This window comes from Sivoneniella epilithica UHCC 1019 (genome assembly GCF_040830845.1).
Classification (GTDB): Bacteria; Cyanobacteriota; Cyanobacteriia; order Leptolyngbyales; family Leptolyngbyaceae; genus ULC077BIN1.
In genome coordinates, this window is sequence record NZ_JBFPDP010000030.1 from 1 (window position 1) to 20297 (window position 20297).

Genomic DNA, 20297 nt, shown 5'->3' on the forward strand with positions numbered 1-20297 from the left:
GAGTTTTGAGTTTTGAGTTTTGAGTTTTGAGTTTTGAGTTTTGAGTTTTGAGTTTTGAGTTTTGAGTTTTGAGTTCTGTTCGCATAGCGTTGACCTAGGAGATGTTTTGAGTTTTAAGTTTAAATTCGCCTTTCGCCATTTGACCTCATGATCAAAAGTGATCCTTGTTTTTTAACGCCCCGATTATTGCAACCTAACTATCCACTGTTTATATTTTTGCCCGGAATGGATGGCACTGGGCAACTTTTGAGAACCCAGACAGAGGGATTAGAAGCCTATTTTGACGTTCGTTGCTTGGCAATTCCGCCCACCGATTTAACGACTTGGGAAGGACTCAGTGAGCAAGTGGTGGCATTAGTGCAGCAAGAATTAAAAAAAGCTCCTGATCGCACCGTGTACTTATGTGGCGAATCGTTTGGCGGTTGTTTAGCAATGAAAGTGGTATTGCGATCGCCCGAACTATTTCAGCGCGTGATATTGATTAATCCAGCTTCATCCTTCAAACATCGGCTATGGATGAAACTCGGTGCCCAGATAGCAGGAATTCTGCCAGAGCCTATTTATCGAATGTCTACCGTAGGGTTGCTGCCTTTGCTGTCGCGGTTAGAGCGAATTAGCCGGGACGATCGCCAAGCACTGCTTGAGGCAATGAAATCTGTGCCTAAATCGACATCAGCATGGCGGATATCGTTGCTAAGCCAGTTTGAAGTTTCTGCAGCAGAATTACAAAAATTAACTCAACCATTTTTGCTGTTAGGTAGCGTCCGGGATAGTCTTTTACCCTCGCTGACTGAACTAGAATGGTTAATTCAAAATCTGCAAAATTCTCGATTGGTTGTCCTCCCTTATAGCGGACATACCTGTTTGTTAGAGGCAGATATGAATCTACTGAACATTATAAAAGAGCATAATTTTCTAGCTTCAGAAAGCTTTCTCCATACGGAAGTTAAAACAAAATTGAATCAATTGAACAATCGTTAACTTGTTTTTATGTTAGGGAATACTAGTGGAAAATTACGCGCATTTCTACCTACTTTCCTCACTGAAAACATGAGCCTATGCACTCCTTACCCAATTACCGATCTTCCAAGTTGATGGGTTTTGATGATGATGCCGTCTGTTCAGCGTCAGAGTCAGTTACTTTAATGTGGTTGAACCGGGTGATCAATGCGCTTCCCCAAGCCATTTATTGGAAAGATCAGAATGATCAATTTTTAGGATGTAATCAAGCCTTTTCTGAGGCGGCGGGTTTAACTCATCCAGACGAAGTTTTAGGTAAGTCAGCGGTGGAATTATCAGACGACATGCAACCGCAGCTATTGAGCGATCGCGATCGCATTGTTCTAGATACTAAGCAGCCTGAACACCATATCGTCGATCTAACAGATGCTGGCGATCGTCCGAATTGGATTAGCATTCAAAAATTGCCATTACACGATGATCACGGTAGCGCGATCGGGGTCGTCTGCGCTATTGAAGATATTACTGCTCAGAAACAAGCTGAACTAAAACCACAGCACTCGAAAGCAACTATTTCGGCAACACCCGATCACATTACTCAAGAAGCCGACGCTCAATTAAGAGATTCAAAGGATTTTTTGAAGCATGTTTTAAATGGAGTGGATGATCCCATTTTTGTCAAAGATCGGGATCATCGCTGGGTATTGGTCAATGATTCGTTTTGCCGATTTTTGGATTGCGATCGCGCCGAATTACTCAACAAATCTGACTACGACTTTTTTTCAAATGTAGAAGCCGATATACTTTGGCAGAGAGATGAATGGGTTTTTACTAACGGTGAGACCGATGAAAATGAAGAGTCTTTCACAGATAAAGATGGCAGAATTCTTACCATTTCTACTAAAAAATCTTCTTTTACCGATCAAAACCATCATCAATTTTTGGTTGGAACCATTCGAGATATTACGCTTCGTAAGCACGCAGAATACGCTTTAGAAGATTTGAACGAAGTGTTAGAGTCTCGGATAGAAGAACGGACTGCTGCTTTGAGAGAAAGTGAAGTCCGCCTTAGAGCTTTGATGGATAATTTACCAATTGGGGTATGGACAATGGATGTTAATCATCGCTACATCATCCAAAACCCCACTGCGCTTGAACATTGGGGCGATTTGATTGGCAAGCAACCGCAAGATCTAGACTTGCCCCTAGGGGTGATTGATAGTTGGCTAGAAGAAAATCGTGGCGTTTTGTCTGGTAAGATTCTGCGTAAAGAAAATTGCCATCGGCGCGGTGATGATGACTGGTTTTGCTCTACGATCTTGGCTCCTATTTGGGATGGCGATCGCATTACCGGATTGCTAGGAGTATCCATTGACATCACTGAGCAAAAAAGAACAGAAGCCGCCTTGCGAGAAAACGAAGATACTCTCAGAGGAATTTTGCAAAATATGCCCGTGATGATGGATGCCTTTGATGAGAATGGCAGTATTATTACTTGGAACAGTGAGTGTGAGCGGGTTACCGGATACAGTGCTGATGAAATTATTGGTAATCCTGATGCGATGGAATTGCTCTATGTTGACCCAGTGTATCGAGAACAAATGATTCAAACCTGGACGCGGTTGGGTAACAATTTTCGTAATTGGGAATGGAATATTTGGTGTAAAGATAGCACCATTAAGACCATTCTTTGGTCAAATCTATCAGGGCAGTTTCCGGTTCCGGGTTGGGCTGGCTGGGGGATCGGGATTGATATTAGCGATCGCAAACAAGCCGAACTTCAACTTCAAGCATCTGAAACCTGTTTGAGGCAACAGGCACAAGAACTAACCGACACTTTAAAGGAACTACAGCGTACCCAATCTCAACTAGTGCAAAGCGAGAAAATGTCGAGCTTGGGGCAACTGGTTGCCGGTGTTGCCCACGAAATCAATAATCCAGTCAACTTTATCTATGGCAACCTGACCTATGCCGATGAGTATGTGAGCGAATTGCTCGATCTACTGGAGTTATATCAACAAGAATATTCAACTCCCACTGCTGCAATTCAAGCCAAGATTAAGACAATTGAGCTAGATTTTTTGCTAGAGGATTTGCCCAAGTTGCTCAATTCTATGAAAGTGGGATCAGAGCGGATTCAAGCCATTGTCGCTTCATTGCGAACCTTTTCTCGGATGGATGAAGCAGAAGTGAAAGCAGTCGATATCCACGAGGGCATTGATAGCACGTTGATGATTTTGCAAAGTCGCCTGAAGGGAACGCAAGGACGCTCTGCGGTCGCAATTATTAAAAACTACGGTGATTTGCCCCTAGTGGAGTGTTACGCCGGACAGTTAAATCAGGTGTTCATGAATATCCTCAGCAACGCGATCGATGCATTAGAAGAGAGTTCTCAATTTTCACTTTCAAACTCTATATCAAAAAGTTCTGACCTCAATAGTGAAACTCAATACTCTTCTACCTCACCTTGTATTACCATCCACACCGAGAGGATCTCCTCTGACTGTATAGTTATTTCCATTAGCGATAATGGCACTGGAATTCCTGATAGCGTTCAACAGCGATTGTTTGATCCATTCTTCACGACTAAAGAAGTGGGCAAAGGAACAGGGATGGGGCTTTCAATTAGCTATCAGATTGTGACTGAAAAACATGGTGGCTCACTGAACTGTGTGTCTACACTTGGACAAGGGGCAGAATTTCGGATTGAGATTCCGATTGCTCAAGGCGCTACTTGAGGAGAGTTTCAGCAGAGCGTACTAATTTTTGCGATCGCTAAACCTACGATTCATGAGCTTGTGATTGGGGCGATCCACCCAACTACTTCTATATCAAATTCAGTCGTTTAAGGCACTATGGATTCTTTGCGCCAGATTGTCGATAGATTTCTTTTCCAGTCTTCTATGTTGACTGTGTTTGCCTTTGAGGTTCAAAACAAGTCAAAATACAAGGGCTTTGTTTTTAATGTTATTTGGGCATAGGGTTATGAGTAGCGTCACGATAATTACGGATGCTGAATTTTCGGGGGAAGTGCTGCAAGCCAAACAGCCCGTCTTGGTTTATTTTTGGGCAGCTTGGTGTGGTCCTTGTCGGCTGATGGCTCCGATGATGGAAGCGATCGCCGCAGATTATGGCGATCGTCTGAAGGTGATCAAAATGGAAGTTGATCCCAATCCAGCATCTGTTAAAGCCTATAAAGTAGACGGAGTTCCTGCTTTTCGTTTATTCCAGGCAGGTGAAGTCGTTGCAGCCGTTGAGGGAGCGATTCCCAAAAAGCAGGTAGAAGCATTTTTGACTGACAACATGCCAGCTTCATCCTGAATTCCGACCTGTATAGAATCCTAATAAACCCTAATCATGCAGTTTGCCCAGCGGTTAGCGCCACTCCAACTCAATGTATTTGCCGATATGGATCAGGCAAAAGCGAAAGCGCGAGTCGCAGGGCGGGAACTGATCGATTTGTCCCTCGGCTCATCGGATCTGCCCACTCCTGAGCCTGTGCTGAGGGCGATCGCCGATTCCCTGCCCGACCCTAGCACTCACGGCTATCTGCTGTTTTCGGGCACCCAAGCTTTTCGCCATGCCGCTGCCCAATGGTATACCCAAAAGTTTGGCATCCCTGTTGATCCTGAAACTGAAGTGCTGCAACTGATTGGCTCCCAGGAAGGCACTGCCCATTTACCCCTAGCAATTCTCAACCCTGGCGACTTTGCGCTCCTACAAGATCCAGGCTATCCTTCCCATGCAGGCGGCGTTTACCTCGCTAGTGGACAAGTTTATCCGATGCCGCTGCTGGCAGAGAATCACTTTTTACCTGCCCTGGAAGACGTTCCGGCGACTGTCTTAGCGCAAGCAAAAATGATGGTGTTGAGCTATCCTCATAATCCCACCACCGCGATCGCCCCCCTAGATTTTTTTCAAACAGCCGTTGCTTTCTGCCAGCAGCACAATCTCGTCCTCATCCACGATTTTCCCTACGTCGATCTGGTCTTTACGGACAACTCAAATAGTCCCTCGTCACTCGCCCCCTCCATCCTGCAAGCCGACCCCAACAAAACCGTTTCCATTGAATTTTTTACCCTGTCTAAGTCATACAACATGGGCGGTTTTCGAGTCGGATACGCGATCGGCAATGCAGACTTGATTCGAGGGTTGCGGCAGGTGAAAGCAGCGATCGACTTTAACCAATATCGCGGCATTTTGAACGGGGCGATCGCCGCTTTGACTGGCTCCCAAGCTCCGATTCAAACCGTCATTGAAACCTTTCGCCAGCGCCGAGATGCGGCTGTCGCTGCCCTACATCAGATTGGTTGGAACGTGCCCACCCCTGCCGCCACTCTATATCTTTGGGCAAAACTTCCTGAACCTTGGGCGCATGACTCCATTCGTTTTGCAACCCAACTAGTTGAAGCGACTGGGGTTGCCGTCTCGCCCGGTGCAGGTTTCGGAAAATCAGGTGAAGGCTATGTGCGGCTGGCGTTGGTGCATGAGTCATTGGTTTTAGAAACGGCGATCGCCCGTATTCAGCAGTTCTTAAATGCAAGCTAGTAGACGCAACAGAGTTTATGACGCTGTTATCGTCGTCTCAGCCCAAATCGCTGAAATGTAACAAGATGTTTTGATGTTCGCCAGATCGCGATCGCTGACCTACACTGGTCAAGCTAAAATGCACCATCTATAAATTTTTGTAAAAAATATCTACTTTTTAACCACATCTAGTATGCTAGGCGTTCAATGGCGGTACTTTTCATTCATAGAACGCTAGATGTAGTTTTTGAGTCGTTAATCCAGCGGCGCAGTCCGTAGAGGTAGATATGGAAGAGTGGAAGTTTCTCGTACAAAAAGATGGCGATCGCTCCTGGCTGCCGCTGGACTCTCCCGATGTTGAAATTTTAGAAGGGCGCTATCGGATTGTGGCGCGATTTGCTCAATCAGATACAGAAGTGCAAATTCGTATCTGCCACTTAGCGATCGCTGAAGATCCGCCCAAACGTCGATTCCAAAAGCGCTCTAGTCGCACCAATGCTAATGGACTAATTGTTGTGGTGCCCTATACCTACTTCAATCCTGGTATTTGGGAATTTTCCTGTTTTTCTCCTGACCCCCTATCCGATTTAATGGGCGACACGCTGCATCATTCGGTTCGTTTACAGGTGTTTGCGACCGTTGCCGAACCGGATGAAGACTGGTATGGAGACGATTCAGACGATACGGTCAGTGAACAAAGTGACTTTACTTCAGCGCCAGAACTGCGATCTCCTGGGGTTAAAGGCGAAGTTGAACAGCCCAAAATTGAGCAGCCTGAAACTGAGAACAGCGAGTTATTGACTTCAGCGGTTGCCACTACGCCAGAAATCGCCGCCTTAAATGTGGAAATTGCTCATGCGTTGGGGCTATCCATGGATCGGTTAGTGACCATGACCGAGCAACTTTCCCATCAATTGATTGAGGAAGTGTTTCGAGAGTTTGGGGCTGTTTCAAGTGCCACTCATTTTGAGCCAACCTCCGCTATCAGTGAACCTCTGCTGGAGGAGATGGAAGTTGAGCAGAATTTGAAACTACAGCAGCCAACGACTTTTTCTGAAGTGGATGCTAGAGCGGTACAGATTATTTTGGAGCAAGAATCCCTCCAAGCCAGCGTCGGGAAAAGTGTGACTGTGGCGGGTCGTTTGGCGCTACAGGATAGCTGGAAAGCGCCAGAGATCGCCTTACTAATAGATGATAATCTGAATCAATTCAATGAGCAGACTGATAAATCTGTAGATGTGGATGTAGATGTAGATGAATCTATTGATGTAGATGTAGCGATCGCGCCCTCAACTCAATGGATCGCGCAAGAACTGCGGCTGACTTTTCGCAATCCCCAAACATCAGACATCGTGATTAGCGATCGTCAGGCTTTTTCCAATGAGTCGCTGCCCCACTCTTTCAATTTCACAGTAGAGCTACCCCCCAATTCAACAACCCATCTTTTGATTGGGGAAGTAGAAGTATGGGGAGCCACTGCAAAGGGAGTTGAACTCGTTGCTCTACAAACTGCGACGGTGACAGTGACCGTCAACCCCGACGAACTAATGGCAGAATTTCAGCGGGTGAGAAAAGCGCTAGATCAAGAGCCAGAAGACAGTGATTTGTCTGATTTAGCAGTTGAGTTTAGCGAACGGCTACATCGCTCTAAAACCAAGCCTGTTCTGGATCTCTCATTTTTAGACTTGACCTCAACAACCTTGGTGGTTGATCAAAACCTTGATTCCCTGCAAGAAAAGACCCCAATCATCTCTGCCAACCCTGCAAAATCCAGAGGATCAGGGCTACCTCCTCAATTGAGTCAACCTCAAACAAACTCCACCGACAATAAACGTCCGCTCGACTTGCCTACGTTTATTGTCACCACTCGAACAACTGCCAGTGCTACAGCCGTTCAAGAGCCGATCGCCCCAGCAGCGATCGGCGAGAAGTTGAGTAACCCAGATGAGAGTGCAGCAGGCGAAGAGCAGCGTGTGGAAGAAGTTGAAATGCTGGCTACAGAAGCGATCGCGGCTAGTGAACTGACTGAAAAACAGCGAGATGAACAGGTTGATTCTGAAATTCTGGCTTTAATAGAACAAGTGTCTACGGATGCCGCCTTAGTAGCCCCGCCCCGTGAAGAGCGACCATCGCCGATCAAGTCTGCGTTTCAGGCATTGCGATTACAAGATCGCTTTCTAGATCGACTCACCATGTTGGCAGCCGATGAAGAACTGTTAATCGCTTTAAAGGAAAGTGTTGCGCCCGAAATCGCTGCTGTAACACAAGCCGAGACTGAAGAAATACTGCCTCAATCTCCAACCGAAGAGTGGGTTACTCATGAAGTCGTTGTAGATGATGATCCAATGTGGCAAGAGTGGATGCGGCGATCGCTCTCTCGTGCGAAGCGGGGCGAAGCATTGGAGCTACCCTTTGTGAACCCGTTGGTAATGTCGGAAGATGAAGCGATTCCAGTGCCAATGATTGAGATTTTGACCGATGAAATTGTGGCAGGCAGACCGATGAATGTGCGGCTAAAACTGCCCAATCTTTTGCCCAAGATCTATATCAAGCTGTGGGTAAATGATCGCCAAACGCGATCGCTCTTGGATGGTCCTCGCTGGATGGTAGATTTCTTCCCCAACGGGCACGATGAACTGGAAGCCGTCACTCAACTGACCGTTCCCTTTGGCACTTTGGCAATTCGTTTAGAAGCGATCGCGGTGGAAGTGCAAACCCAGCGCGAAAGCCAGAAGATTAGTCTCGATTGCGAAGTCATTCCTCCCGACTTTCCAGAACTGCCGATTGAAGATTTCAATTTCTAATCTGCCAGTCCTAATCTGCCAGTTCTAAGCTGCCAAGAATTGTCCTGTGCTAAATACGCTGAAACCCGTTACTATAGCGTTAGAGTGACGGGAACCAGTACCGATGTCCCAAGGCTTAAAAACCGAAGCTGATCTCTCAGCCGATGAACTTGGTCTCTCACCAGATATTGACGATTTGGTGATTGAGGACGATATCCCTGTTGACAATTTAATTTCTGAGAAACAGCAGCGCTTACTTACCGAGGCACTGTATAGCAATGAGGGTGTGTTGGGCGATTCCCGTGAGGGATCTGCTTTGCAGAATCGCCTTTTTTTAGCCGCTGCGAATGTGGGAGTGTTTTATGCCATCAAACAGCCCCCTCTAGTACCTGATATTTTCGTCAGCCTGGATGTGGAAGTGGCGCAAGATTGGACTCAAAAGAAAAATCGTACGTATTTCGTTTGGGAATTTGGCAAACCACCCGATATTGTGATTGAACTTGTTTCCAACCGGGAAGGAAACGAATTAGGTCGAAAATTGCAAGAGTATGCCCGTATGGGAGTCGGCTACTATGCCGTGTTTGATCCCTTGCATCAACTGGGCAGCCCTGACCTATATCTGTTTGAAAATCGAGCAAATCGCTATCAAGCCTTGACTGAATCATGGTTTGAAGAAATAGGGTTAGGGCTAATAGTGTGGGATGGAGTCTTTGAGGGCAAGCGCGGTTCGTGCAACGATCCCCCTGGGAATCGCTGGCTCCGCTGGCATGATGCAACGGGAGCGGTGATTCCCACAGGCGCAGAACGGGCAACCCAAGAACGCCAACGTGCAGAGGCAGAATCTCAACGTGCAGAGGCAGCAGAAGCCAGGGCAGCACAATTGACAGACCAGTTGCGATCGCTGGGTATTGATCCTAATTTATAGAGGATAATCATTGGCGCGGAAACCGACCTTATCCTACGATCGCGGCACCCTGATTTTGCATCCGCCACCACAGGGCAAGGAATGGCTAGAGTATGCCACTTGGGACGATCGCATCGAGCGCTTTCGGGTTCCGGCAAGCCAATATCGCAGCTTAGTCTTGGGTCTACGCGCCGCAGATATTGATCTAATCGACAATGCTAAAGGCTTTCAAGAAGTGGAACTGGTGCCCAGTTTGGAAATGGAGCCTTATCCACATCAGCAAGAAGCGCTAGACGCATGGAAGCAAGCGGGACGAATGGGCGTGGTCGTGTTGCCCACTGCTGCCGGAAAAACTTACCTGGCGCAACTGGCAATGCAAGCAACTCAGCGCAGCACGTTGATTTTAGTGCCAACCCTAGATTTAATGCACCAGTGGTACGCTCACTTGGTTGCCGCCTTTCCCGATGCCAACATTGGATTGTTGGGTGGCGGTTCGCGCGATCGCACCCCCATTTTAGTCTCCACGTATGACAGCGCCGCCATTAACGCCGAAACGTTAGGCAATCAGTATGCACTATTGGTGTTTGATGAGTGCCATCATTTACCCAGTGACTTTAACCGCGTTATTGCTGAATATGCGATCGCGCCCTATCGCCTTGGCTTAACTGCTACCCCAGAGCGCACCGACGGCAAACACGCTGATTTGCAAACCCTGATTGGTGCAGAACTCTATCGTCGCACTGCCGAAGAACTTTCGGGCACCGCACTTGCAAAACATAAAGCCGTTCAGATTAAGGTGCATCTATCCCGGCAAGAACGGGAACGGTATGATCGCCTGATGCAGACCCGCAACGCTTTTTTACAAGAAGCCAATATTTACCTCAGCAGTACCCAGGGATGGCAGCGATTTGTGCAAGCAAGCGCCCGCTCGAAACCCGGACGGAAAGCAATGCTGGCACACCGTGAGGCAAAGGCGATCGCCTTCGGCACCGATGGCAAACTCCGCGTCCTCGCCGATCTCCTCGCTACTCATTATCCACAACGCACCTTAATTTTCACCGACGACAACGCCACCGTTTATCGAATTTCCCAAGAATTTTTGATTCCCGCCATTACCCACCAAACCGGCGTGAAAGAGCGTCACGAAATTCTAACTCGGTTCAAACAGGGCGATTATCGCTGCTTAGTTGCCTCTCGCGTACTCAACGAAGGAGTAGACGTGCCCGATGCTAGCATCGCGATCGTTTTGTCGGGCACAGGCTCCACCCGTGAACATATCCAGCGGCTAGGACGGGTGCTGCGGAAAGGAAATGATCCCAACAAGTTAGCGCTACTGTACGAAGTAGTGGCAGAAGATACCAGCGAGGAAAATGTGTCTCGTCGTCGCCATGGGCAAACTGCCGCCCAAGCTGCTAAAACGGAGGCTTACCCCGCAGCGGCTCAACGTCAGTTAGAACTCGTGCCAACCCCGTATGCCGTGCCGATCGCGGCTGAGTTGCGGGTAGCCGAAGCAGGCAGCGAGTGGAATGATTTAGCAGACAGCAATCAAAAAACAAAGTCAGAGGAAAAACCTATCGCAAAGCAACCCAAAAGTGATCAGACATAGGAGTTTACCTATGAAAAGCTAGATAATTGTCGGCAGCGCGATCGCATTACTGACCTGTACCCCCGCTCTAAGACAAGCCTTCGAGATCAGGCACAGTGAATCTATTTATCAAACTCGTTATCCATGGAAGCCCGTAAGATTGCGATATCGACATCTTAGATCAACATAAAAAAGCCAGGAGCAAATTGCCTACGTCCTGGCTCTTAGCTTCTATCTCCTGATCGCTCAGAAGCTTGCGATGTGAGTGTCTTTCTGCTTAACGCATCCAATCCTTCAAAAGCGCCTGCCGTCTAGGGTGACGCAGCTTCCGCATGGCTTTTGCTTGGATCTGGCGAACTCGCTCTCTTGAAAGTTGATATCGCTCACCAATTTCAGAAAGGGTGTAATGTTGTCCATCGGTTAAACCAAACCGCAATCTGATAATTTCTTGTTCACGTTCGCTCAAATGTTCTAAAACAGAATCGAGGCGATCGCACAGCAGTTTGTGATCTAAACAATCATTGGGTGCAACATTATCCGAATCTTCGATCAATTGCATCAATTCGGTATCTTCTTCTCTGCCCACCCAGGCATGAAGAGAAAGAGTACCCTGACTCACATCTAAAACATGATCTAACTTATCTTCATCAATGCCTAACTCTTCAGCAATTTCTTGCTTTGTTGGCTTGCGTCCATACTTTTGAGAAAGCAATTGACGAGCTTTACGAACTTGGTTCAGCTTTTCGACCATATGAACAGGTAAACGAACCGTTCGAGATTGGGAGGCGATCGCGCGAGTAATTCCCTGGCGAATCCACCAATACGCATAAGTTGAAAACTTATAGCCCCGCTCATAGTCAAACTTTTCAGCCGCCCGCATTAAACCCATGGCACCTTCTTGAATTAAATCCAAAAAAGGAACACCACGGTTCAGGTATTTCTTGGCGATCGAAACAACTAATCGTAGGTTTGAACGAACCAATTTGCGTTTAGCGCGTTCTGCTTGAGAACCGCCTTTGGCAATCTCCCGCGCCAACTCAATTTCTTGAGTTTGAGTTAGCAACGGATAGCGCGCCATCTCACGTAGAAATAGCCCCACTGAATCATCTGTCAGCCCTAAACGCTCTGCTTTACTAATTTTAACGGGGGGTTTACTCGGAGCAAATTCAACCGTTTCAAATTTCTCTAAACTGTTCAGTTCATCCAAGTCAATATCAATTTCAACAGAGAGATCGACATCAAATTCTTGCTCAAGAGAACTTACTTCAGCATCAACTTGGCTAATTTTAGAAGGCGATTCGGCACTCATACACACTCACATAAGCTTTAGGAAAAAGTTGCGTAAAATTGCCTCCAACTCTACCAAAAATCTTGGCAAATGCACCCCTTTCTTCCAAAAAAAGTCTTAATTTTTGTATTAAATATTGGGGCATTCAAGATGTTTCGCAAAAACTGCTCGTTTCCTTAAACAGGATTTTGAGCAGCGATGAATGAGTCGATATAAAAACTAACTCATCAAAAGTTTTGAGCGGCGAAATAGTGAGAATTGTGAAGTAGAAGAATACTTGTAAAAAAGATTCAAATCCACTTTTGAGCAACTGATTTAACGTCACTCTTTTTATCAATCCAAACTAAGGCTTTATCCTACACGAGGATGGCGAAAATGATTACGTAATTTCCATCAAATTTTTTTGAGCGTTTTGTTCGGGGCTATCTTTGCCGGGGCGACGCTGAATATATCGTCCGTCGGGGTGCAAATCCCATGCTTGGCGATTGTCTGCTAGCATGATGCCCAAAATCTCTTGTAGGTCTTTGGCGATCGCGGGGTCTTCAATCGGCACAACGGCTTCCACCCGGCGATCCAGGTTGCGAGTCATCCAATCTGCACTGCCAATAAAGATCTCTTCCTGCCCTTGATTATGAAAATAAAAGATGCGTGAGTGTTCTAAAAAACGCCCCACAATGCTGATCACGCGAATATTTTCACTCACTCCTGGCACTCCAGGACGCAAGCAACACATCCCCCGCACAATCAAATCAATTTGCACTCCCGCTTGAGATGCTTGATATAACGCAACGATAATTTGTGGATCAACCAGCGCATTCATCTTGGCAACGATGCGGGCATGATGACCTTGACGGGCGATCGCGGCTTCTCGGTGAATCAATTCCGTCATCCGCTTGCGTAATCCTGACGGTGCCACCAGCAATTTTTGGTAAGTGTGATGGCGGGAATAGCCCGTCAAGTAGTTAAATAAATTGCTTAAATCAGCCCCCAGTTCCTCACGACAGCTTAATAGCCCCATATCTGTGTAGATGCGCGAGGTTTTGGGGTTGTAATTTCCGGTGCCCACATGAACATAGCGGCGAATGCGTCCCTCCTCTCGCCGGACGACCAGCACCACCTTGGTATGGGTTTTGAGTCCTGCCAACCCATAAATCACATGAACCCCGGCGCTTTCTAGCTTACGCGCCCAATTAATATTATTTTCCTCATCAAATCGGGCTTTGATTTCCACCAATGCCGCCACTTGCTTGCCGTTTTCCGCTGCCGTGATTAACGCCTCCACAATCGGCGAATCCCCAGAGGTGCGGTACAAGGTCATTTTAATTGCCAGCACATCTGGATCTTCGGCAGCTTCAGTAATAAATCGTTGGACGGTGCGCGAAAAGGAATGATAGGGATGATGCACCATCAGATCTTGCTTACGAATCATGGCAAACAGATTATCTTCTGGCTCGGCTCCATCTAACTTGTTTTTGCCAAGGTCGCGCAAGGGTTGGGGCACGGCAGAATGGCAGGGTGGATCTTTTAGATCGGGCAGTGGAATTTCTAAAAATGTCATCAAATCTCGCAGACAGAGAATCCCGCTTGCTTCATAAACATCTGCGGGGGTTAAATCCATCTCTTCCATCAGCATGGTTCGCAACATTTCAGGCATGGAAGTATGGATTTCTAATCGGACGATAGAACCGCCCAGCCGCCGCTTGTGCAATTCTTGCTCGATCGCCAACAGTAGATCATCTGCCTCATCTTCTGCCAACATCAGATCGCTATCACGAGTGACCCGAAAAGGGTGATATTCCTGAATATCCATTCCTGGAAACAGCGCCGCCAAATTATGGGCGATTACTTGCTCCAAAGGTACGCCCGTCCAAATCGCAGTAACCTCTTTTTGCTGATGGCGTAGGGTTTCGGGCAGCGGCAGAAATCGAGGCAGGCTTTTGGGCACTTTGACCCGTGCAAACAATTCTTTACCGTTTTCCCCATCTTTCATGACAACAGCAAGATTGAGGCTGAGATTGGAAATATAGGGAAACGGATGGCTAGGGTCGATCGCTAGCGGCGTGAGGACTGGAAAGATTTGCTCATCAAAGTAATGCTGAAAGTAGGTGCGCTGCTCTTGGTTGAGATCGATGTAATCGAGCAGGTAAACGCCGTGGGAAGAAAGGGGAGGGCGGAGTGCCTGATCAAAATGGAGATGCGCTTGAGATGCCATTGGATATAAGCGCTGCCGAATCAGGGCAAGTTGTTCTTGGGCAGTCCGTCCGTCGGGCGATCGCTTAGTAACTTGCGCCTCGACTTGTTGCTTCAGAGCCGCGACTCGCACCATAAAATATTCATCTAGGTTAGAGCTAAAAATCGCCAAGAACTTCAGCCGTTCTAACAATGGAGTGCGTGGATCAAAGGCTTCATTTAGTACGCGGTTATTAAACTCTAGCCAACTGAGTTCACGACTGAAATAATATTGTGGATCGCTCAAATCTGGCTCAGTCGCTGTCGAAATTTTGCGTCTAGGCATGATTAACCAAACACCTCATCTTCTTGCCCAATCCACCATTCTCCCAAATTCATCAGGTCTGCATGAATATCCTTCAGTGCAGTTTCGTAGTCTTCCGTCGATAAATCCTCTCGGTTTTCTTGGAGTTTTTTGAGGCGTAGTTGGGCGAGTAGCCACGGTTTAGAGATGCCATCGGTCGCTTCAATGTAACGAGCTAGTGTTTCACTATCCATTTGACTATCCATGGACTGATAACCCTCCTATAATTCCCGGTAATGCCCATCTCCACAGTTTACACGTGACTGATTATGGATTCTGCAAACCCGTTGGAACTGGCAAAGCAAGGTGATCCTGCCGCGATCTCCGCTCTCCTCAGTTACACCCTGTCTCAGCAGTACGACGCTACCGCTAGCGTCATCCGTTTAGGTGATTACCTATCCGTGTTCATTGAAACGGCTTCCAGCGTTGAGCAGGAGGCTACAGTGCGCTTAGTCTATGAAGTGATTAACGAATTAGCAATGGAGGAAATTTCAACGGTTGAAATTAAGGCTCGTCATCAGGGCGATCGCGCTATTTTGTGGGCGCAGACGCTCGAAATGCCTAGTCAAGAGGCTTCTGCTTTTTCTTTGATAAACACTCTGCCAGATTCAGCGATCGCTCAATCTAGTCTGTCCATTGAAGGCTCAAACGTATTGGCAACCCGATCATTGACTGAGCTAAAAACCCAAATGGGCAGCACAGCACAGGAAGATCAGAGTACTTTGCAAGCTGTTTTACAGCGACCCGAAATCGTTGCCATGGTAGCGATGGCGCTTTTGCTGGTTTTTTGGGATGCTTACCTGGAATGGATGGATGAAGCGGAGACTCAATCCCTTTCTGGTAGGCAACTCGCCTATCGCTTGGGAGTGAGCAGTAGTACAATCAGCCGCTACAAAGAGCGAACAAACTTTGGTGAGTGGAGCCAAGCACTTGACCCCGATGGCATCGCTTGGAGTTATACCGGAAAAGGGTTTATGAGAATGGCGAATGACGAATGACAAAGAACGAATGAGAATCAGCGATCGCGTTAGTGTGTTAGCAAAGCCGAAACGTACTAAACCAAATACTAAACCAAAGCTTTGGCGGGTTGCCATTGTTCCAAGCCTTGGAGTACGTCCGCCGCGATCGCAGTCCAACCGACAATGCCGCCTTGCGCTCTCACCATTTCAAGAGTCGCTTGCTTAAATTCGGGAAAATAACTTTCGGTGCAGTCTTCCACCATGAGGCATTCGTAGCCGCGATCGTTAGCTTCTCGCATGGTGGTTTGCACACATACTTCCGTAGTCACTCCGGTGATCAACAAGTGAGTGATTCCTTGCTCTTTCAGAATCGAGTCAAGATACGTAGCATAAAATGCACCCTTACCCGGCTTATGAATTACAACTTCTCCTGGCAAAGGTGCAAGGTCGGCAATAATCCCATTGCCCGGTTCGCCCTTTACCAAAATTCGCCCCATGCCGCCTTCACTGCCAATCGTCAGATCTCCCTTGCCACGCTTAAGTTTGGCAGGAGGACAGTCGGATAGATCGGGCTGATGGCACTCGATCGTGTGGATGACGGGCAATCCCATTGAGCGAAACCCTTCGATCAGCGATTTGAGGGTGGGCACGATCGCCTGTAGCAGGCTAACATCATTGCCCAACGCATCGCCAAAGCCTCCTGGCTCCAGGAAATCGCGCTGCATATCAATCACAATCAGTGCCACGTTGCCTGATTCGGGTAGCTCGTAGTCGTAGGGAAGGGCGGAGATCGAAGTCATAGAGTCAAATTCTCAATTTTAAGTTTTGAATTCTCAATTAGAAGATTCAGTTTTGTACCTGAGCAATTGCTTGAGACTAAACTCAAAACTCAAAACTCAACATTCAAAACTAACCTAATGTCCCGCCATTGCTTGACCGATCGCCTGAAAGTCTGCCTGCTCAATCGGGCTATCGTAGGTAAAGTTTCCTTCGCTAATCACCAAGATGCGATCGCTCAATTTCAGCAGTTCATCCAGATCTTCACTGACCAATAGCACCGCCACACCGCGATTTCGGGCTGCCAAAATTTGCGTATGGATCGTGTCTACCATGGCGAAATCCAACCCAAAACAGGGGTTTGCCGCAATCAGCAAATTAATATGATCGGCGGATAGCTCCCGCGCTAGAACCGTTCGCTGCACGTTGCCACCCGATAAATTTCCCACGGGCGTTTCAGGAGAAGGCGTTTTAATTTTGAATGAGGTAATTAAGTCCGTTGCCATTTCTCGAATTGCTTTGAACAGAACCAAAATGCCCATTGCTTGCGGAGCGCGATCAAACGTGCGTAACGCCAAATTTTCCGCCACACTCATATGAGCAACACAGGCATTTTTCAGCGGTTCTTCTGGCAACAGAAACACCCGGTGTTTATACATTTCAGAGCGCGTCATCCCATACGCTTCACCCTTCACTAAAATTTGTCCTCCGGTTGCAGGGCGCTGCCCCGCCAACACCTCCACAAATTCCCGCTGCCCGTTGCCCGAAATTCCAGCAATCCCCACAATTTCACCGCCATTCACCGTCAAGCTCAACCCCTGAACCGCTTCCACGCCATTATCTTTGTTAGCGCGCATTTCCTGCACTTGCAAAACAGGCAACCTTTCACCCTGAGCCGTTTTGTTAACAGGAGTCGGCTCACGCTTTTCACCCATCATCATCTCAGCCATATCCGAGACAGCCAGATCTTTGACCAAGCCCGTGCCTGCAAATTTCCCTTTTCGCAGCACCGTAATTTCATCGCAGAATGCCGTTACTTCCCGGAACTTGTGGCTAATAATCAGCACACTCAACTTGCGATCGGTGACCTGTTCTCGAATCAACCCCAACACTTCATCCGCTTCGCTGGGGGTTAATACAGAGGTTGGCTCATCCAAAATCAAAATTCTGCTTTTTAGATAAAGCTGTTTCAGAATCTCTAATTTTTGCTTTTGCCCTGCTGCTAATTGCCCCACCGGGATCTCTAAAGGAACTTTAAACGGCGAATTTTCCATAAAAGCAGTGAGATGCTCCATCTCCTGTTTCCAATTGATCACGCTAGGACTTTCAAGCCGCGACAAGACCAAATTTTCGGCGACCGTCATGGCAGGGACAGAGGTGAAATGCTGATAGACCATGCCAATGCTATACCGTTGAGCATCGCGAGGACTGTCAATTTCGCGGGAATGTTGATCAATTAGCACATCGCCAGAAGTCGGACGATAAAAGCCCATGATGCATTTCACCAGGGTGCTTTTTCCCGCGCCATTCTCGCCGAGCAGGGCATGAAACGTGGCAGGTTTAAGATGCAGGGACACATTATCCAAAGCAACGAGACTGCCAAATCGTTTGGTCATATTGACCACTTCTAAATCTGGAGGGGCGGCGGCATGAATCACAGTGGGAGGTATAGCCTGATCAACTTGATCAACTGGGGTTTGATCAATTGGGTTCGCAACTTCTGCCATCTTAAATCTCCGATTGCTTTTCGTACATCTCTAGAGTTCAACTTGGGCGATCGCAATGCCTGTAGGAAGCGTTTTATGAATGCCTCTTAGCCGTTAATTGTGCCCAACGCGCCTGGAGCGCCTGATAGAGTCTTTTTAGGCGAACAGGTGATAATCATAATCAGCAGGGTCAAAATATAGGGCATGGCATTAAACAAATAACGCCCTTGATCGACTCCAACCGATTGCAGGGCTGGACCGATCGCTTGCGCCCCCCCAAAGAATAATGATGCCCAGAGACATTGAATCGGGTTCCATCGGGCAAAAATGACGAGTGCCACTGCCATTAAACCCTGACCGCTAGAAATACTCTCTGACCATAGCCCTGGATAGTAAAGGGACAAACAGGCTCCCCCGATTCCTGCCAAAAAGCTGCCTGCAATGATGCACAGCATTCGCACCCGCTTGATAGAAACTCCCATTGCCAAAGCTGCATCGGGACTGTCGCCCACTGCCCGCACAAATAAACCCCACCGGGTCGAGTTAAAGAACCATGCCATTAAAGGCGCAAGTAAAACCCCAAAGATAAATAGGGGGCTAATTTTGAGAGCAGACTGAAGCGCTGGCATCGTACTCCAATTACCCAAATCGATCGTCGGCAACTGCGGTGCTTTCGGTTGAATAAACGCTTTGCCAAAGAAAAAGGCAATGCCGCTGCCAAAAATAATCATGGCAATGCCAACTGCAATATCGTTCACCTTAGGCTGCTGAGACAACCAGGCATGGATAAAGCCCAAAATCATGCCAGCGCAACCCGCCACTAGCACACCCAGCCAAGGGGAAATAGTCGTTGGAATGCCCCATTTATCGGATGCCAGATAAGAAATAGCATAGGCGCTCATGGCACCGGTGAGCAGAGTTCCTTCTAGACCGAGGTTAATCTTGCCGCTTTTCTCAGTCAGGCATTCCCCCAAACTCACAAACAGGAAGGGCGCGCTGCCTCGCAGGGTGCCTGCCAAGATGCCCAATGGAACCCCCCACCAACCGAGTGCTTCTGCTGCCATTGAATGAGTGTCTCCAAATCAAACTGCTTGAAACAATAAACGCGATGCGCTAATCACTAAAACGCTAGACAGGAAACGCCGCTGATGGCACAGGAGGCGGAGGCAGGGGAGTCTCTGGTTCCTTAAAGATTTTGAAGCGCCCATACAGCGATTCACTGTACAAAACGACCAAGAAGACCAACCCTTGAAACACGAGAACCGTGGCATCGGGCATCCCAAATGATCGCTGGAGTGCGCCGCCGCTGTTGATGATTCCCCCCAGTAGAATTGCTACTACTGCGGCTGCCAAGGCATTATATCGAGCGATAAACGCAACCAGTATGCCCGCATAGCCATAGCCAGCGACGATCGAGGCATTTGCCTGTCCTTGAACGGCTGCCACCTCAACCATGCCAGCTAGCCCCGCACAGGAACCAGCCAAGAAGCAGATAATGATCGTCAGTTGACCCACAGGCAATCCAGCAATTCGAGCCGCTTTAACATTACCGCCAGCCGTGCGAGCGGCAAATCCAAAGGTGGTGTGCTGAATCAAAAAATAGGCGATCGCACAGGCTACTAATCCATAAATCAGCCCATAGTGGATGCGAGTCGAGCCAATATTTCCCAGCCGATACAGTTCTGGAATTGGGAAACTTGAAGGCTTATTCAAAGAAGAAGGATCTTTCCAGGGACCTTCCACTAGATGGTTGAGGAGAGCGATCGCAATATAATTCATCAGCAAACTGCTAATCGTTTCATTCACCGCCCGGTAATGACGTAATGCGCCGACGATCGCAATCCAGATGCCTCCAGCAACAATCCCAGCAAGCGCCATGCCAATCTGCACCACAATCGGAGCCAAGCCCAGAGTAGCTTGCAGTTGAGTTGGATTAGGCGTGATACTGCCATGGGACAAAATTAGCCCCGCTGCCGCTGCCCCCAATCCACCCAAAACCAAAGCTCCTTCATTCCCAATCACCATTAGCCCTAAGCGTGCGGGTAGGGCAGTACACAGTGCAGTGAGCATCAATGGAGAAGCCCGCAACAGGGTTCCTTGAAAAGCATTCCAGCTTCCAAATGCGGTTCTAAAGATCGCACTGTACACCGCAAAGGGATTTTTGCCGCCAAACATGCAAAAGATGCCAAACAAAACGAGAGCAACTAGGAGTGCCCCCAGCGGAATGACAACCGATTCTGCTCGCGATCGCCAGTTGGAACGACTGAGTGCCATA

General features: G+C 47.9%; 15 protein-coding genes. 8 read left to right on the top strand and 7 right to left on the bottom strand.

The features are described 5' to 3' along the window. Positions 1-147: 147 nt before the first annotated feature. The 7 genes from AB3R30_RS17250 to AB3R30_RS17280 all read left to right on the top strand — a co-directional run bounded on the left by AB3R30_RS17250 (position 148) and on the right by AB3R30_RS17280 (position 10780). Positions 148-981 (top strand): alpha/beta fold hydrolase, encoded by an 834-nt coding sequence (locus AB3R30_RS17250; RefSeq protein ID WP_458650448.1) that lies wholly within the window; start codon positions 148-150, stop codon positions 979-981. Positions 982-1058: 77 nt separating this feature from the next. After that, complete coding sequence (locus tag AB3R30_RS17255; RefSeq protein ID WP_458650449.1) at positions 1059-3698, top strand: PAS domain-containing sensor histidine kinase; 2640 nt, start codon at positions 1059-1061, stop codon at positions 3696-3698. A gap of 247 nt (positions 3699-3945) precedes the next feature. Next, positions 3946-4281, top strand: a complete 336-nt coding sequence (locus tag AB3R30_RS17260; RefSeq protein ID WP_458650450.1) for a thioredoxin family protein — start codon at positions 3946-3948, stop codon at positions 4279-4281. 36 nt (positions 4282-4317) lie between these two features. After that, a complete protein-coding gene (locus tag AB3R30_RS17265; RefSeq protein WP_458650451.1) occupies positions 4318-5508 on the top strand; it encodes an LL-diaminopimelate aminotransferase in 1191 nt (396 codons plus the stop codon). 266 nt (positions 5509-5774) lie between these two features. After that, positions 5775-8291 (top strand): hypothetical protein, encoded by a 2517-nt coding sequence (locus AB3R30_RS17270; RefSeq protein ID WP_458650452.1) that lies wholly within the window; start codon positions 5775-5777, stop codon positions 8289-8291. Between the two features lie 103 nt (positions 8292-8394). Then, positions 8395-9195: a Uma2 family endonuclease gene (locus AB3R30_RS17275; RefSeq protein ID WP_458650453.1), complete on the top strand. Its 801-nt coding sequence runs from the start codon at positions 8395-8397 to the stop codon at positions 9193-9195. Between the two features lie 10 nt (positions 9196-9205). Beyond that, complete coding sequence (locus AB3R30_RS17280) at positions 9206-10780, top strand: DEAD/DEAH box helicase (protein WP_458650454.1); 1575 nt, start codon at positions 9206-9208, stop codon at positions 10778-10780. A 256-nt stretch (positions 10781-11036) separates the two neighbouring features. Here the strand turns inward: AB3R30_RS17280 and AB3R30_RS17285 are convergent, their stop codons facing one another. The 3 genes from AB3R30_RS17285 to AB3R30_RS17295 form a co-directional block, all read right to left on the bottom strand. Further along, positions 11037-12068, bottom strand: coding sequence for a sigma-70 family RNA polymerase sigma factor (locus AB3R30_RS17285; protein ID WP_458650455.1), 1032 nt, complete (start codon positions 12066-12068; stop codon positions 11037-11039). Positions 12069-12426: 358 nt separating this feature from the next. Further along, positions 12427-14562 (bottom strand): polyphosphate kinase 1, encoded by a 2136-nt coding sequence (gene ppk1, locus AB3R30_RS17290; RefSeq protein ID WP_458650456.1) that lies wholly within the window; start codon positions 14560-14562, stop codon positions 12427-12429. 2 nt (positions 14563-14564) lie between these two features. Beyond that, a complete protein-coding gene (locus AB3R30_RS17295) occupies positions 14565-14774 on the bottom strand; it encodes a hypothetical protein (RefSeq protein ID WP_458650457.1) in 210 nt (69 codons plus the stop codon). 75 nt (positions 14775-14849) lie between these two features. Here AB3R30_RS17295 and AB3R30_RS17300 point away from each other — a divergent pair, with 75 nt between their 5' ends. Then, positions 14850-15578: a hypothetical protein gene (locus AB3R30_RS17300; protein ID WP_458650458.1), complete on the top strand. Its 729-nt coding sequence runs from the start codon at positions 14850-14852 to the stop codon at positions 15576-15578. A 68-nt stretch (positions 15579-15646) separates the two neighbouring features. Here the strand turns inward: AB3R30_RS17300 and AB3R30_RS17305 are convergent, their stop codons facing one another. The 4 genes from AB3R30_RS17305 to AB3R30_RS17320 form a co-directional block, all read right to left on the bottom strand. Beyond that, the gene (locus AB3R30_RS17305) at positions 15647-16339 is read right to left on the bottom strand and encodes a cysteine hydrolase family protein (protein WP_458650459.1); all 693 of its coding nucleotides are present in this window, start codon (positions 16337-16339) and stop codon (positions 15647-15649) included. 114 nt (positions 16340-16453) lie between these two features. Then, positions 16454-18043, bottom strand: coding sequence for an ABC transporter ATP-binding protein (locus tag AB3R30_RS17310; protein WP_458650460.1), 1590 nt, complete (start codon positions 18041-18043; stop codon positions 16454-16456). Positions 18044-18129: 86 nt separating this feature from the next. Continuing rightward, positions 18130-19086 (bottom strand): ABC transporter permease, encoded by a 957-nt coding sequence (locus AB3R30_RS17315; protein WP_458650461.1) that lies wholly within the window; start codon positions 19084-19086, stop codon positions 18130-18132. Positions 19087-19150: 64 nt separating this feature from the next. Continuing rightward, complete coding sequence (locus AB3R30_RS17320; RefSeq protein WP_458650462.1) at positions 19151-20296, bottom strand: ABC transporter permease; 1146 nt, start codon at positions 20294-20296, stop codon at positions 19151-19153. Between the last annotated feature and the right edge of the window lies 1 nt (position 20297).